Raw genomic sequence first — 15,442 nt, forward strand, 5'->3', positions numbered from 1 at the left:
AATCACCCCGAATGGTCGCCGGGACACCCTTCCGACCGACCGTTCGGGGTGATTCGCTTGTCATAGCGGTATCGGGAGAACGATGGAGAGTCACGATGGCTGAACTCGCAGGCAAGACCGTGCTCATCGCGGGAGCGACGAGCGTCTCGGGCCGGGCGGTTGCGCGGGCCCTGCTCGACGCGGGCGCCCGGGTGATCGCCGTCGGCAGCGACCAGGGTCGTATCGAGGCGCTCGAGGCCGAGCTGCCGGGCACCCTCGGCGAACGAGCCGACCTCACCGACGGCGACGACGTGCTCGAACTCGCGATGCGCGTGCATGCACGAGTCGGCGACGTCGACGGCGTCATCCACCTGGTCGGCGGGTGGCGCGGCGGCGGCGGCATCCCAGGTCAGACCGAAGAGGACTACCGGGTGCTCGAGCGCTCGTTCACCGCGCTTCGCTACGTGAGCCGAGCGTTCTGGGACGACCTGCTCGCCTCACCCGCGGGCCGCATCGCGATGGTCTCGTCGACCACGGTCGAGAAGCCCACGGCCGGCGGCGCGAACTACACCGCCGTGAAGGCGGCGAGCGAGTCGTGGATGCGCTCGCTCGCCCAGGGCATCGGCAAGGCCGAGTCGCCGGCCGCCGCCGTCACGTTCCGGGTCACCTCGCTCGCGGGTCTCGAAGATCGGCTCGCGGCATCGGTCGTCGATCTCTGGCGAACGGATGACCCGGGACTGAACGGTTCTGTCATCGAACTGCGCCCCTGACCCTCAGCGCACCGGCGCCAGCCTGTACGCGGCGCCGCGGTGCTCGTCGGGCAGGCGGTCGCCGCGGCCGTGCAGCTTCTGGCGCAGCGAGGTTGAACCCGTCGAGATCGGTCTCGTCGACCCAGGCCTGCAGCTGGTCGCACGGCGCGGTCGCGGGCGTGCGTCAGTTCGTGCCGCCGGTGAGGTGCACCGCGTAACCCCAGCAGCCGGCCCGCTGCCAGTCGTAGTCGTCACCGAGGGGCGAGTCGCCGTAGAGGGCGAACTGCCAGGCGGAGTACTCGTCGCCGGTGAGGTCGGCCGGCAGCGGCGGGAATCGATTGGACTTCGCCGAGCTCGCGTTCCACCATTCCCAGTAGAGGTACTCATGGCCGGCGTCGGCCATGCATTCGCGCACGATCTGCTGGAACGCGAGCCACTGCCGGCGCTTCTCGGGCGGGGGCGGGGCCAGGGTGCCGTCGGGGCTCCGCTCGACCGAGTCGGGCCCGCCCGGCGCCGGGTGCCCGGCGGCCGGGTCGTCGGGAATGGGCGTAGGAGTCGGGGTTCCAGTGCCGGCGGGCGGAGCCGGGGCCGGCGTCGCGGGCGCGGTCGATCGGGGCGACGGCACTGCCGGCTGCGGTGCGGGGTCGGGCGGGGTGATCGGCTCGTCGACGGCACCGCCCTCGGGAACGTCGGTGGCCGGCGACTCGGGCGCCTCGCCCTCGCTCACCTGGAACTCGCCCGGGGCGTTCGGCGCGGTGTGCGGCAGCCGGGCATCGTAGAAGACGGGAGCCCCGGTCATCGCCGCCGCGGCCCCGGCGAAGATCGCCGCAACAAGGGCGATCGCGACACCGCCGCCCAGCACCAGGAGCTTCTTGCGCATGTCACACCCCCCGAATCGGTGTCATCGCGTACTCGACCTATCCGGACATGCTAACCGCGATCACCCTCGCCGGAAAGCGGGATGTCGGCCGGGGCGTCTGCCGACGGTTGCAGATCGCCGGCGACGTCGGCCGCGGGATGCTGCCGGCGGCTCAGCCAGAGGAACGGGGCGGCGAGAATCTGGATGCCGCCGCTCAGGATGAGTGAGCCGGGGTAGCCCCAGATGTCGGCCGAGCGGCCGAGCACCGGCTGGATCACCGCACCGCCGGCGCTGCCGAGCAGCGAGTCGAACGAGAGCACCGTCGCACGCTGGGCAGACGGGATCATGTCATTGAGGTAGGCGCGCTGCACCGGTCCCGAGGCCGCGTCGACGAGACCCCAGACGATGAGGAGTACGAACGCGACCCAGAAGCTGCGGGTGATGCCGAAGGCGACGAGCACGAGGCTGCTGACGACCAGGCTGAGCATGATCGTGGTCGTGCGCCTGCGGAATCGAGCGCGCACCCACGGCGCGATCAGTCCACCGAGCACCTGCGAACCGGACAGGATCGCCGCTGCGAGCCCGGCGATCGTGTAGGCGTTCGGGTCACCCCAGAGTTCGACGAGGTACGGCTGCAGCGCATAGAAGACGTAGAACCCGACGCCGGTCGTGAAGAACGAGGCGAACATGACGAATCGCACTGCGGGGCGGCGCACACCGTACTTCACCGACTCCCGCATGACCCGTTTCGTGGCCTGCCACGGGTGCGCGCGGCCGGCCGGGGTGAAGCCCAGGTCGCGCATCACGAAGGCCGCCACGATGAACATGAGCATGAGGATGACCGCGCGCAGCACGAACGGCACCCCCAGATCGGTGAGCTGCGCGATCGCGCCTCCCCCGAGTGAGCCAATGAACATCGCCGCGCCCGACACCGCCATGCCCCGGCCGAAGACCCGCTCGAGGCTGCCTGTGTACCCTGTCGCGGTGAGCGCATCGACGAGCCACGCCTCGACCGCGCCCGAGAAGAACGTGAACCCGAGGCCGAGCAGCACCGACACGATCGCCCACGCCCAGAACGGCGAGTGCATGACCCAGAGCATGTAGTAGAGCGCCGTCGTCACCGCGAGGGTGACGGTGCCGAGCAGGTACGACATGCGGCGCCCGAGCGTGTCGGCCACGACGCCCGTGGGCACCTCGAAGATGACCATGCCGAGCGAGAAGAACGCGTTCGCCGCGAACGCCTCGAGGTTCGTGAGCCCGGCGTCGAGGAGGAACAGTGTATTGACGCCCCAGATCAGCGACGCGGCGAGCGTGTTGCCGGTGAGCAGCGTGAAGTACACGGCCTGCACCCGCCGTGCCGCGTGGTTCACCGTCGCCGCGTCACTCACCCGCCCATCTTCCTCCGGCGTGCGCGCGTCCGGTAGTGCAAGGATGTCTGCACCGCCGGCAGCAGACGACCGCGCGCCGCCGCGTGGCTCCCCGTGGGTGGGCGATACGCTCGCCGCATGGTGCGCTTCCTCATTCGTCTCGGCGTGTCCCTCGCGCTCGCCGCCATCGCCCTGCTCGTCACATCGCTGCTCGTGCCGGGAATGCACCTGCAGTGGCAGGGGTTCCTCGTCGCGATCGTCGTGTTCGCCGCGGTGCAGACCTTCTTCGAGTGGCTCGTCGAGGCGGTGTTCCGCCGCGGGGCGCCGGCGGTCGCGGGCGTCGCCGGCCTGCTCTCGACAGCGGCGGCCCTGTTCGTGGCCTCGCTCGGCGACGGCATCAACTTCGACGGCGTCGCCGCGTGGGTGCTCGCGGCCGTCGTGGTCTGGCTCATCACCGCCCTGGCCGGCTGGCTCTCGGGCAAGTACCTGCTGCCGCGCATCGCGCCGAAGAAGCAGGGCTGAGCGGGCGGCGCTCTCTGCAGAGAACGGGCGCCACGCGACACCCGGTTTCGAATCGGGCGGGATTCGGTCTCGTGCAGCAGCCGGGTTAGCATGCTCCGCACCCGAAACCGCGACCCCGCGGCATCCTGAACCCGAAAGCACCACCACCATGCGCAAGCGCACCGTCGCGCTCATCGTCGTCGCCGCCGTCCTGCTCGCCCTCGTCGGCGGGGCGTACTGGGCGGGCCGACACCTCTTCTACGAGCCCACCGCGAAGGGGGTCGACTCGGTCATCGGCGAACTCGGCGGCACCCGGGTGCTCGGTGTCTTCGCCCACCCCGACGACGAGCAGACCGTGAACGGACTCTTCTTCCGCGCCAAGCAGCGCGACGGCGCCTACACCGCCATGATCACGGCGACACAGGGCGAGGCCGGCCACCAGACGCCCGTGGTCGCGCGGCAGGAGGACCTCGGCGACATCCGCAAGGCCGAGGCGCTGAAGAACAGCTTCAACCTCGGCGTCGACCGCCACGTCGTGTGGGACTACCCCGACGGCGGCGTGCCCGACGCCGACGAAGACGAGCTCGTCGCTCGCGTCGTCGACGAGATGCGGCGCGTGCGCCCCGATGTGGTCGTCGCGTTCTGGCCCGAATCCGGCGCCACGGGCCACCCCGACCACATGCAGATGGGACACATCACCGAACTCGCGATCGCCGAGCTCGCGGCATCCGACGGCTCGTATACCGGGCCCCACCACGTCGTCTATACGATCAGCCCGTCGGGCGCGCTCGCCGCCTTCGGCGGTGAGACGGGGGCGTTCGTCGTCGCGAACCAGCCGAAACCCGAGTACGCGATGGCCGCCGAAGTGGCGAAGAAGCACGAGGGCTGGACCATCCACGCGTCGCAGGCGAATTTCCTGCCCGAGGCGTACATCCTGCCCACCTGGCTCGTCTACTCGCTGTGGGACCAGGAGTTCTACCACGTGCGCGACCTCGAGGCCGAGCCCTTCACCTCGCGAGGCTGAGCGGGCGAGCGGATGCCGCAGCGCCGACTCTGCGCGAATCAGTCGGTTGCCTCGTCGGGGCTCGCGGCGTGCCGCCGCACCCACTCGCGCGCGTCGCGGTGCGCGTGATGCACCGCCTCGCCGATCCACTCGGTGCCGGTGTAGACGCCATCGGGTCCGAGGCGCTCGAGCAGCCCGCCCGCCGAGAGCTGGTGGCGCACCCGGTCGCCGACGATGACCAGCCAGAGCGTCGAACCCTGCCGTTCGAGGTCGTCGAGGTAGCGGGCGAGCACCGCGATCGATGAGAGGCCGAGCTCGTCGACCCCCCGCAGTCGCACGATGACGACCGAGCCGCGGGAGTCGTCGGTCACCGTCGGCAGCTGCGCCTCGAACACGGGGGCGCTCGCGTAGAAGAGGTTGCCGTAGGGCTGCAGCACGACGACCTCGTGCGGCGGCACGGCCCCCACCGGATCCCGCTCGCGCATGCGGGCGCCGTCGTGGAACTCGAGTTGGCGCACCCGCAGGCGGTTCGACTGCTGGGCCACGAACAGCAGCACGCCGAGGCCGACGCCCACGATCACGGCGAACTGCAGCGGGATGATGAGCGTCAACCCGAAGGTCACGGCCATGATCGCCGTCTGCAGCGCTCCTGTCTTCGCCACCGACCTGATGCGTGCGGGCTTGACCGCCTGCACGCCGACGACGATGAGCAGCCCGGCGAGCGCGGGCATCGCGACGAGTGAGACGACGCCCGAGGCGACCAGGATGACGAGCGCCATCACCGCCGCGGCGATGAAGAGCGCGAGGCGCGTGCGGGCGCCGGCCGCGACGATCAGCGCCGACGCCGACATCGACCCGCCGACGGGCATGCCTCGGAAGAGTCCCGAGACGATGCTGCCGACGCCCTGCCCGATGAAGTTGCGGTCGGCGCCGGCCGGCTTGCCGTCGGCGTTCGGCACGCCGCCGGCGACCGCGGCGCCCTGCACGAGGCCCACGAACGCGAGTGAGGTCGCCGGTAGGGCGAGGTACGCGAGGTCGCCGAGGCTCGGCAGCACGGGCACCGGAAGCCCCGTCGGCACGTCGGCGACATCGCCGACCATGAGCACCGGCCAATCGAACACGAACGTGAAGAGCGCGGCGAGCGCCGACCCCGCGATGATGGCGACGACGAGGCCGAGAGAGCGCAACGGGGTTCGGGTGAGCACCACGATGAGCATGATCGTGACCAGGCCGACGGTGAGCGTGGGCAGGTCGAACAGCCAGAAGTGCGCGAACGTGTCGATCGCCCTGAACAACCGGTTCGGGCCACTGCCCGCGTAGCCGGTGAAGTTCGTGAGCTGCCCCAGCACGATGTTGACGCCGACCGCCGTGACGAACCCGACCATCACGGCGGTGGGCACGAACCGCAGCATGCGGCCCGCCTTGAGCAGCCCCGCGACGACCATGATCACGCCGGTGAGCATGGCGAGGGTGAACAGCGCCCGATCGGGATCGCGGGTCGCGCCGAGGTCGGTGTCGGACACGATGAGCGCCATCGCCCCCGTGGCCTGCACCGCCATGAACGTACTGCTCGTGAACAGGGCGGCTCCGGCCATGCCGAACATGAACGCGTAGATACCCGCCACCGGGTTGACTCCGGCGAGCAGGCCGATCGCGAGCCCGTCGGGCACGCTCTCGACGCCGAGGATCGTGCCTGCCAGGGCGTCTTTGCCGAGCGTCTCGCGGCGGAACACGCCGCGGATGCGGCGCCAGCGCGCGGCGAGGTTCATAGGGCAGAGCCTAGGACCTGCACGCGGAGACCGGTGAAAGGTCGTCACGTGCCGCGTGCACCGTGCCCGCAACTCCACCGCACGACGGATGACCCTGCCCGACCTGCTCGCTAGCGTTGGGGGATGAGCACCACCGCCCCGCCCGTCATCGACGGCGTCGAGTGGGTACGCCCGCGGCCCGACCGCAGCGGGCTGCGCAACGACGTCGTGCTCGCGCTGGTGCTGCTGGTCGGGCTCTCGGCGAGCGTCGTGCTGTACCGCATCACCGGCTGGGGCGAAGACGCGCCGTGGTGGGCGTCGGCCATCTGGGTGCCGGCCATGTCGCTTCCCCTCGCCGCGCGGCGCCTGCAGCCCGAGATCGTCGCGGTCGCGGCATCCGTCGCCTTCATCGTCGGCTCGGTCACCATGGCCGGCGAGGCGCTCTTCAGCAATATCTGCCTCTTCATCGCGATCTACACCGTCGGCGCGTGGGGCCGCGGTCGGCGGCGCGCGACGATCGTGCGCGGCGTGATCGTGCTCGGCATGTTCGGGTGGCTGTTCTGGAATCTCATCTACTACTCGGCCGTGCAGGACTACCTGCCCGACCTGCCGCGCGAAGGCGCGTTGTCGCCGTATGTCGCCTACGGACTCATCAACGTGCTCACGAACCTGCTGTACTTCGGCGGCGCGTGGTACTTCGGCGACAACGCCTACCGCTCGGCGCGTTCGCGGGCCGAACTCGAGCAGCGCACCGCCGAACTCGCCGCCGAACGCGAGCGCACTCGCGTGCAGGCCGTCGCCATCGAGCGGTTGCGCATCGCCCGCGAACTGCACGACGTGGTCGCCCACCACGTCTCGGTGATCGGGGTGCAGGCGGGTGCGGCGCGGCGGGTGCTCGCGAAGGATCCCGACGCCGCGACGGCGTCGCTCTCGGCGATCGAGACGAGCGCGCGTGACGCCGTCGACGAGCTGCATCGGCTGCTCGGCACGCTGCGCGGCACGGCAGACGCAGCCGACCCCGGCGGCGACGACGAGTTCGCGGTCGCGCCCGGGCTCGGGCTGGGGCTCGGGCTCGCCGAGTTCGACGAGCCCGCGATCACGAGCACGTCGACCCGTGGCATCGACCGCATCGACGAACTCGTCGCCGAATCGATGGCGAGCGGCCTGCCGACCACCCTCGCGATCGTCGGCGACCCGCACCCGGTGTCGCCGGTCGTCGGGCTCAGCGCCTACCGCATCGCGCAGGAGGCGCTCACGAACGTGCGCAAGCACGCGGGCGCGGCGGCCACCGCCGACGTGCGCGTGCGCTGGTCGGCCGAGTCGCTCGAGATCGAGGTGACGAACACGGGTACGGTCACGCGCGCGGTCGCGCAAGGGGCGGCGGATGTCCCGGACACGGGCCTCGGGCAGCTCGGAATGCGTGAGCGCGTGGCCGCGGCCGGCGGCACGGTCGAGCTCGGGCCCCGGGCCCGTGGCGGGTATCTCGTGCGGGCGCGCTTCCCGTTGCGGCGGGTCGAGGAGGTGCGCGGGTGAGTATTCGCGTGCTCGTCGTCGACGACCAGAGCCTCGTGCGCGCGGGGTTCCGAACCATTCTCGACTCGGAGGAGGGGATCGAGGTCGTCGCCGAGGCCGCCGACGGTACCGCCGCGATCGCCGCGGTCGCGGAGTTCGCGCCCGACGTCGTGTGCATGGACGTGCAGATGCCGGGCATGGACGGGCTCGAGGCGACGCGCCGCATCACCGGCGATGGGACATCCGCTGCCGCCGTCTTGGTGCTCACCACCTTCAACCGCGAGGACTACCTGTTCGCGGCGCTCGAAGCGGGAGCCAGCGGGTTCCTGCTGAAGAACTCGAGCCCCGAGCAGCTCATCGAGGCGGTTCAGGTCGTTGCCCGAGGCGATGCGCTGCTCTCGCCCGACGTCACCCGCCGCGTCATCGAGGCCGTCGCCCGGCCGGTCGGTCGAGCAGGCCCGCAGCGCCATCTCGAGACCCCGGATCCCCTCACCGTTCCGGAAACAGGAAGACACGCCGAGCCGGTGCCGAAAGCAGGAACCAGAGACGACCCGGCGGCCCGAGCTCCTGTTTTCGGTACAGAAGAAGCGGCAGAAATGACGGCGGAACTCGCCACGCTCACCGACCGCGAGCGCGAGGTGCTCGAGCTGCTCGCCGAGGGCATCTCGAACGCCGAGATCGCGCAGCGCATGTGGGTCGGTGAGGCTACCGTGAAGACGCACGTCTCGAAGGTGCTCATGAAGCTCGGCCTGCGCGACCGCGTGCACGCGGTGGTCTACGCGTACGAGAACGGAGTCGTGCGGCCGCAAGGCTGACCCTCCTCTCGCACCATCACGCCTCTCTCTGCGGTCCCCGCAATACTCGTGATTTTCTTCTATGGTTGTTGATCTGTAGTGCGCTCACATTCGTATATATGTGCTACACTTGTGGGTACCTCGTGCCGGAGTGAACGAACTGGAGACAGTCATGCACCCATTCCCGCACGAAACCTCGCGACCACGATGACGCCGGGCACGACCACGCCGGGCAAGACGTTGGCGACCGGGCTCGACCTCATCTTCGATCGATTGCGCGAAGTCGAGGCCGCGCAGATCGAGATCAACCGGGCTCATGCTCGGCAGTGGACCGCGTTGGCCGAACTGATGCGACTCGCTCGCGCGAACCCCCATGTGTACCTGCGCCCCGAGGGCATGGCCAGGGCCGACGCACTGGAGTTCGCTGAAGATGCGGCAGCGTTCGACGTCGGGCTGCGTCTGCGACTCTCGACCAACCAGGTGCGCTCGATCGCGCACAGCGCGCAGGTTCTCGAAGACCGCCTGCCTGCGCTGCATGCCGCATTCGCAGCCGGCCAGGCAACGGTCGATCATGTCGGTGCAGCGGTCGACCTCGTCTTCGCATGGAACGACGATGACGAGGGCCTGCGCGAGTTCGACGAGAAGCTGGCGCAGGCGGCGGCGAACACGACGGTCGCGGCGTTCCGAGGGCGGGCGCGCCGCCTGAAGCAGCGGTTGCTGCACGAATCCGCCGAGGTCCGCCACGCACGAGCCTTCGCCGATCGGCGCATATGGGTCGAGCCGGCCGACGACGGAATGACCTATATCCACGCGCTCGTTGCCGCGCCCGATGCCGTTCGCATCATCGAGCGGCTGAACGCCACCGCCCGGGCCGAACAGAAGCGGACCCCGTCGGGTGAGCCCGGTTGGCGTTCGCGCGATCAGATCCGTGCCGACCTCGCCGTCGCCTGGCTCGCGGGCGACGGCACTCCGACCGCCGCGAAGGTTCGACCGGTGCTGCTCGTTCCGCTGCTCTCCCTGATCGGCAAAAGCGACCAGCCGGTCGAACTGCCCGGCTACGGCACCATCGATCGCGTGTCGGCCGCGAGCCTGTTCGCGAAGGCACCATCGTTCCGGCGCGTCGCCACCGACCCGTTCACCGGCGAGATCCTCGAATACGACCGCACGCGGTATCGGCCCACGAAGGCGCAACGCGACTGGATCGCGATGCGGTTCGAGGAGTGCATCGATCCCACATGCTCGCGCTCGGCCTACGACTCCGACGTCGACCACCTCGAGGAGTGGGTGCGCGACAACGGGCGCACCGATGCCGACAACCTGTTCCCCCTCTGCGAGAACGGCAACCGCCGCAAGAACCTCAGCCGCGTCGCATACAAGAAGCTGCCCAAGCGAAGGGTCTCGATCACCACACCGACAGGATTCACCGCGATCGCCGAGCCGGCCGCCCTTCCCGAAGCGGCGCCGTTCTGACAGCTTCGCCGGAGCCTCTCGCGAATCAGTAATCCCGAGAATCAGCCGTCCCGAGAATCAGAGTCCTCTCGCGAATCAGTAATCCCGAGACTCAGCCGTCCCGAGAATCAGTCCTCCCGCGAATCAGCCCTCGAGCTCGCGCAGGTCGGCGGTGCGCTCACTGGGGGTGTCACCCGTGTTCACGGTTCCCTGCGGCTCGATGAGCAGCGCCGACACCTCACCGTCGGCGCGCGGGCAGTGCTCCACGCCACGCGGGACGACATAGACGTCGCCCGGCCCAAGTTCCATGTCGCCACCGTCGGCGTCGTGCATCTGGATCACGAGCCGGCCCGAGATCACCAGGAACAGCTCGTCGGTGTCGGGGTGGCTGTGCCAGGTGAACTCGCCTTGCGCCTTGAAGAGCTTCACGTCGTAGTCGTTCACACTGGCCAGGCGGCGCGGCGACCAGGGCTGAGAGAACGAATCGAGGGCGGCGTAGATGTTGCGGACCGGATCTGCCATGTTCCGATCATTCCGGATGTCGCGGCCGAAGCCGAGGGCGACGTGGCGGACCGAGATTCCTGCATTGCGCGATCAAGGGTTGACGCGACGGCGCATCCGACCTACAGTTAAGCACATCATTAATTAAGGAGTTACTTACCTTGACGGATGCCCCGGACGAGCTCAGCCTCGTGTTCCAGGCGCTCGCCGACCCGACGCGACGCGCGATCATCTCGCGCCTGCGCAGCGGTCCGACGACTGTCGGAGAGCTGGCCGAGCCGTTCGCGATGAGCCGACCCGCGATCTCGCAGCACCTCAAGGTGCTCGAGCGCGCCGGGCTCATCGAGCGCACCGCCGACGCGCAATGGCGCCGCTGCACCCTTCGCACCGAACCGCTCGACGAGGCATCCGCCTGGGTCGACCGGCACCGCAACGAGTGGAACCAGCGCTTCGACCTGCTCGATCAGCGACTGCGTCAACTGAAGACGGCGCCGACTGCGTCAACTCCGCGAACTGAAAGGACAGACCGATGACTGAGCAGACCGCCACCACACGCAAGCAGTTCACGATCACCCGCGTCTTCGACGCTCCCCGCGACCTCGTGTGGCAAGCATGGACGACCGAGGCCGACGCCGCCGAATGGTGGCACCCGCGCGGCATCGAGATCAAGCCGGGCAGCGTCTCGGTCGACGCCCGCGTCGGCGGCCGCTACGCCTACACGATGGTGAACCCCGCCGACGGGCAGGAGTACCCGACGGCCGGCGTCTACCGCGAGGTCACCCCTCCCGAGCGGCTCGTGTACACCTGGGGGTCTCCCGGCGACGCTGACGACCAGGCGCCGGTGATCACGGTCGAGCTGCGCGAGCTGCCCGACGACCGCACCGAGATGCTGTTCCACCTCGTGGGCATCGACGGCGCGCCCGGCGACGAGAACGTCTACGACGGGTGGTACTCCGCGTTCGACATGCTCGCCGAGCAGCTGGCGACGACCGGCACTGCGAGCGGGGCTCGCTGATGGGCCGCCTCATCGTCGAGCAAGTGGTGACGGCCGACGGTTATGCGGCCGACCCCGACGGTGGCATCGGATTCTTCGAGGCACTCCTGCGACCCGACGAGCACGGCCACGTCGACCTCAACGACGCCGAGCAGCTCGCCTACGTCTCGCAGGCCGACGCCATCCTCTTCGGCGCCACGACCTATCGGATGTTCGCCGACTACTGGCCCGGCGTCGACCCCGAGGTCGAGCACGTCGGTGAGCTCGTCAACCGACTGCCGAAGTTCGTCGTGTCGAACACGCTCACCGAGGCGCCCTGGGGCGACGGCCGCATCGAGATCCTCCCGGGTGATGGCGCCGAACAGGCCGCCGCCCTGAAGGAGCGCTTCGGCACGGTCATCGTCTGGGGCAGTCTTGTGCTCACCGACGCGCTGTTCACGGCCGGCCTCGTCGACGAACTGCATCTGCGCGTCGTTCCCGTGCTGCTCGGCGCCGGCCGCTCGTTCACCCCGAGCGACCTCGGCGACCGTCAGCTCGAACTCGCCGGCATCACGCCCAAGGCGGGCGGCGTCGTCAGTCTGCGGTACTCCGTCGCCTGAGCCGGCGAGAACCTCCGACCTCCCCAACTCCCTCCCCCGCACGGCGGAGCGCGAAGACCCCTCGTGCGACGGATGACCCTGGCACGCGACATCCGTAGCGTGAGGGCATGCTCGAACTCAGCAACGTCAGCAAACGCTACGGCGACCGCCTCGCGCTCGATCAGGTGAGCTTCACCGTCGGCGACGGCCGCCTCACGGGCTTCGTCGGCGGCAACGGCGCCGGCAAGACCACCACGATGCGCATCATCCTGGGTGTGCTGGCCGCCGACGGCGGCACGGTCACACTCGGCGGCGCGCCGATCACCGAGGGCGATCGCCGCCGCATGGGGTACATGCCCGAGGAGCGGGGCCTCTACCCCAAGATGAAGGTGCTCGAACAGACCGTCTACCTGGCGCGCCTGCACGGCTGGGCACCCGCCGCCGCACACCGCAACGCGCTCGAACTGCTCGAGCGCCTGGGCCTCGGCGAGCGCACGAACGACACGATCGAGTCGCTCTCGCTCGGCAACCAGCAGCGGGCCCAGATCGCGGCCGCGCTCGTGCACAAACCCGAGGTGCTCGTGCTCGACGAGCCGTTCTCGGGCCTCGACCCGATGGCCGTCGAGACGGTGCAGGGCGTGCTCGCCGACGTCGCCGCCGCGGGCTCCCCCGTGCTGTTCTCGTCGCACCAGCTCGACATCGTCGAGCGGCTCTGCGACGACCTCGTCATCATCGCCGGCGGGCGCATCGCCGCCGCCGGCGCGGGCGACGCCCTACGCGCCGAGCACGGCTCCGAGCGCTGGGAGCTGCTCACCGCGGGTGACGCCGGCTGGCTGCGCCAGCAGCCCGGAATCGAGGTGGTCGAGTTCGACGGTGGGTGGGCCGTCTTCGAGGCCCAATCGGATGCCGCTCGCCAGGCGGTGCTCGCCGAGGCGGTCGCCCGCGGCGAGGTCGTCAGCTTCACCCGTGAGCACACGACGCTCGCCCAGATCTTCAAGGAGGTCGTGCGATGAGCACCACATCCGACAAGTCCGCCGGTCGAGTAGGCGCGCCAGCGCCGTATCGAGACCCGTCGCGTGGTCTCGATACGCGCCCTCCTTCGTCGGGTGCTCCTCGACCGACCGAGCCGAGCTTCGTCGACAGCGTGTCGCTGATCGCCGGGCGCGAGATCACGATGCGGCTGCGCAGCAAGGCGTTCGTCATCTCGACGGGCGTGCTCATGCTCGCCGTGCTCGCATCGGTGGTGCTCGGCAGCATCTTCGGCGGGCAGACCGAGACGACCAAGGTCGCGGTGGTCGCCGGCGCGACCGCGGTCGTCGACGGCAACGAGGCGCTCGAGGCAGTGCCTGTCGCCGACGAAACTGCCGCCGAGCAGCTGTTGCGCGACGGCGAGGTCGACGCGATCGTCGCGCCCGCGGCATCCGAACCGCTCGGCATCATCGTGACCGGCCTCGACTCCCCGCCGACCGATGTGGCGCGGGCGCTGTCGGTGCAGCCCACCATCGAGCTGCTCGAACCCGCCGCGGTCGACCCGACGCTCGCCTACCTCGTGGCCTTCGGGTTCGGCATCGTGTTCTTCATGTCGGCGCTCACGTTCGGCACGACCATCGCCCAGTCGGTCGTCGAAGAGAAGCAGACGCGCGTGGTCGAGATCCTGCTCTCGACCACGACGGCCCGCGCGCTGCTCACGGGCAAGGTGATCGGCAACAGCGTGCTCGCGTTCGGCCAGATCCTCGCGATCGCCGCGCTCGCGATTCTGGGGCTCATGCTCACCGGACAGCGGGTGCTGCTCGGGGGGCTCGGCAGCTCGGTGATCTGGTTCATCGTGTTCTTCGCCATCGGGTTCGTGATGCTCGCCGCGCTGTTCGCGGCGACGGCGGCCATGGTGTCGCGTGCCGAAGACATCGGCTCGGTCACGACCCCGGTGACGATGCTCGTGATGATCCCCTACTTCTTGGTGATCTTCTTCAATGACAACCCCACGGTGCTCGCGATCATGAGCTACGTGCCGTTCTCGGCGCCGGTCGGCATGCCGATGCGGGTGTTCCTCGGAACCGCCGAGTGGTGGGAGCCGTTCGTCTCGCTCGCGATCCTGCTGACGACGACCGCGCTCGCGGTGCTGGTCGGCGAGCGCATCTACCGCAACTCGCTGCTGATGACCGGTGCGAGGGTGCCGCTCGGGGAGGCGCTGCGGGGCTGAGGCTCACCTCGTCGATCGAGTAGCGGCGAAGCCGCGTATCGAGATCCGGTGCGGAGGTCTCGATACGCGTGCCGCTTCGCGACGCGCTACTCGACCGGCGCTGCGCCGCTGAGGGGTGGCAAGATGGTGCGGTGACCCAGCAGCTCCACGACACCTCCTTCCGCGGCTTCGCCTCAGACAACTACTCGGGCGTGCACCCCGAGATCCTCGCCGCGATCAGCGCCGCGAACGACGGCCACCAGGTCGCCTACGGCGAAGACGTCTACACCGACCGCCTGCAGCACGTGTTCGCCCAGCACTTCGGCGAGGGCATCGAGGCCTACCCGGTGTTCAACGGCACGGGGGCGAACGTCACCGCGCTGCAGTCGATGCTGCCGCGCTGGGGTGCCGTGATCTCGGCGAAGACCGCGCACATCAACTCCGACGAGGGCGGGGCGCCCGAGCGGGTCGGCGGCATCAAGCTGCTCACGGTCGACGCGCCCGACGGCAAGCTCACCCCCGAACTCATCGACCGCGAGGCGTGGGGCTGGGGCGACGAGCACCGCGCGCAGCCGCTCGTCGTGTCGATCACGCAGACCACCGAGCTCGGCACGGCGTACACGGCAGACGAGATCCGCGCCATTGCCGACCACGCTCACGGGCACGGCATGAAGCTGCACCTCGACGGCGCGCGTCTGGGCAACGCCGGCGCGTCGCTCGGCCTGCCGCTGCGTGCGTTCACGCGCGACGCCGGCGTCGACCTGCTGAGCGTCGGTGGCACCAAGAACGGATGCCTCGGCGCCGAGGCGATCGTGGTGCTGAACCCCGAGGCATCCGAAGGCCTGAAGTACCTGCGCAAGCTCAACATGCAGCTCGCATCGAAGATGCGCTTCGTGTCTGCGCAGCTCATCGCGCTCTACGAGGGCGACCTGTGGCTGCGCAACGCCGCGCACGCGAACCAGATGGCCGCACGGCTGCGCGGCGCGCTCGACGCGGGCATCGCCGCGAGCGAGCTGCCCGGCCTCGGGTTCTCGCAGCCCACGCAGTCGAACGGAGTCTTCGCGGTGCTTCCCATGGGTGTCGCCGACCGGCTGCGCGATCGCGGCTTCAAGTTCTACGACTGGGACGCCGCCAAGGGCGAGGTGCGCTGGATGTGCTCGTTCGACACGAGCGAGGCCGACATCGACGCGTTCGTCGCCGGCATCCGCGACGAGCTCGCGGCGGCGTAG

General features: G+C 69.7%; 16 protein-coding genes. 12 read left to right on the forward strand and 4 right to left on the reverse strand.

Annotation, left to right across the window (positions count from 1 at the left end):
• The first annotated feature begins 95 nt into the window (after window positions 1-95).
• Window positions 96-749 carry an SDR family NAD(P)-dependent oxidoreductase gene (locus tag ABD164_RS01375; protein WP_344292644.1) on the forward strand — a complete coding sequence of 218 codons (654 nt, stop codon included), beginning with the start codon at window positions 96-98 and terminating at the stop codon, window positions 747-749.
• 163 nt (window positions 750-912) lie between these two features.
• Here the strand turns inward: ABD164_RS01375 and ABD164_RS01380 are convergent, their stop codons facing one another.
• Both ABD164_RS01380 and ABD164_RS01385 read right to left on the reverse strand, forming a co-directional pair.
• The gene (locus ABD164_RS01380) at window positions 913-1,608 is read right to left on the reverse strand and encodes a hypothetical protein (RefSeq protein WP_344292646.1); all 696 of its coding nucleotides are present in this window, start codon (window positions 1,606-1,608) and stop codon (window positions 913-915) included.
• 50 nt (window positions 1,609-1,658) lie between these two features.
• Window positions 1,659-2,957, reverse strand: coding sequence for an MFS transporter (locus ABD164_RS01385; RefSeq protein ID WP_425545894.1), 1,299 nt, complete (start codon window positions 2,955-2,957; stop codon window positions 1,659-1,661).
• A gap of 135 nt (window positions 2,958-3,092) precedes the next feature.
• Between ABD164_RS01385 and ABD164_RS01390 the strand changes: the two genes are divergently transcribed.
• Entirely contained in the window at window positions 3,093-3,476 is a 384-nt protein-coding gene (locus ABD164_RS01390) for a hypothetical protein (protein WP_344292650.1), read from the forward strand.
• A 148-nt stretch (window positions 3,477-3,624) separates the two neighbouring features.
• Entirely contained in the window at window positions 3,625-4,479 is an 855-nt protein-coding gene (locus ABD164_RS01395) for a PIG-L deacetylase family protein (protein ID WP_344292652.1), read from the forward strand.
• Window positions 4,480-4,517: 38 nt separating this feature from the next.
• Here the strand turns inward: ABD164_RS01395 and ABD164_RS01400 are convergent, their stop codons facing one another.
• Window positions 4,518-6,227: a SulP family inorganic anion transporter gene (locus tag ABD164_RS01400; protein ID WP_344292654.1), complete on the reverse strand. Its 1,710-nt coding sequence runs from the start codon at window positions 6,225-6,227 to the stop codon at window positions 4,518-4,520.
• A gap of 123 nt (window positions 6,228-6,350) precedes the next feature.
• Between ABD164_RS01400 and ABD164_RS01405 the strand changes: the two genes are divergently transcribed.
• The 3 genes from ABD164_RS01405 to ABD164_RS01415 all read left to right on the forward strand — a co-directional run bounded on the left by ABD164_RS01405 (window position 6,351) and on the right by ABD164_RS01415 (window position 9,982).
• Complete coding sequence (locus ABD164_RS01405; protein WP_344292656.1) at window positions 6,351-7,739, forward strand: histidine kinase; 1,389 nt, start codon at window positions 6,351-6,353, stop codon at window positions 7,737-7,739.
• Window positions 7,736-8,533, forward strand: a complete 798-nt coding sequence (locus ABD164_RS01410) for a response regulator (RefSeq protein WP_344292658.1) — start codon at window positions 7,736-7,738, stop codon at window positions 8,531-8,533. Before ABD164_RS01405 ends, ABD164_RS01410 begins: the two co-directional genes overlap by 4 nt.
• A gap of 186 nt (window positions 8,534-8,719) precedes the next feature.
• Window positions 8,720-9,982, forward strand: a complete 1,263-nt coding sequence (locus ABD164_RS01415) for an HNH endonuclease signature motif containing protein (RefSeq protein WP_344292660.1) — start codon at window positions 8,720-8,722, stop codon at window positions 9,980-9,982.
• Window positions 9,983-10,105: 123 nt separating this feature from the next.
• On the opposite strand, the gene ABD164_RS01420 is transcribed toward ABD164_RS01415, so the two are convergent.
• Window positions 10,106-10,483 (reverse strand): cupin domain-containing protein, encoded by a 378-nt coding sequence (locus tag ABD164_RS01420; protein ID WP_344292662.1) that lies wholly within the window; start codon window positions 10,481-10,483, stop codon window positions 10,106-10,108.
• Window positions 10,484-10,623: 140 nt separating this feature from the next.
• Here ABD164_RS01420 and ABD164_RS01425 point away from each other — a divergent pair, with 140 nt between their 5' ends.
• The 6 genes from ABD164_RS01425 (at window position 10,624) to ABD164_RS01450 (ending at window position 15,442) form a co-directional block, all read left to right on the forward strand.
• Complete coding sequence (locus ABD164_RS01425) at window positions 10,624-10,995, forward strand: ArsR/SmtB family transcription factor (protein WP_344292664.1); 372 nt, start codon at window positions 10,624-10,626, stop codon at window positions 10,993-10,995.
• Window positions 10,992-11,477, forward strand: coding sequence for an SRPBCC family protein (locus ABD164_RS01430; RefSeq protein ID WP_344292666.1), 486 nt, complete (start codon window positions 10,992-10,994; stop codon window positions 11,475-11,477). Before ABD164_RS01425 ends, ABD164_RS01430 begins: the two co-directional genes overlap by 4 nt.
• Window positions 11,477-12,055: a dihydrofolate reductase family protein gene (locus ABD164_RS01435; protein ID WP_344292667.1), complete on the forward strand. Its 579-nt coding sequence runs from the start codon at window positions 11,477-11,479 to the stop codon at window positions 12,053-12,055. Before ABD164_RS01430 ends, ABD164_RS01435 begins: the two co-directional genes overlap by 1 nt.
• A gap of 107 nt (window positions 12,056-12,162) precedes the next feature.
• Complete coding sequence (locus tag ABD164_RS01440; RefSeq protein ID WP_344292670.1) at window positions 12,163-13,047, forward strand: ABC transporter ATP-binding protein; 885 nt, start codon at window positions 12,163-12,165, stop codon at window positions 13,045-13,047.
• Window positions 13,044-14,234 carry an ABC transporter permease gene (locus ABD164_RS01445; RefSeq protein WP_344292672.1) on the forward strand — a complete coding sequence of 397 codons (1,191 nt, stop codon included), beginning with the start codon at window positions 13,044-13,046 and terminating at the stop codon, window positions 14,232-14,234. Before ABD164_RS01440 ends, ABD164_RS01445 begins: the two co-directional genes overlap by 4 nt.
• A 131-nt stretch (window positions 14,235-14,365) precedes the next feature.
• Entirely contained in the window at window positions 14,366-15,442 is a 1,077-nt protein-coding gene (locus tag ABD164_RS01450) for a threonine aldolase family protein (protein ID WP_344292674.1), read from the forward strand.

Origin of the sequence: Agromyces neolithicus (assembly GCF_039529735.1) — a bacterium.
GTDB classification, from domain to species: Bacteria; Actinomycetota; Actinomycetes; order Actinomycetales; family Microbacteriaceae; genus Agromyces; species Agromyces neolithicus.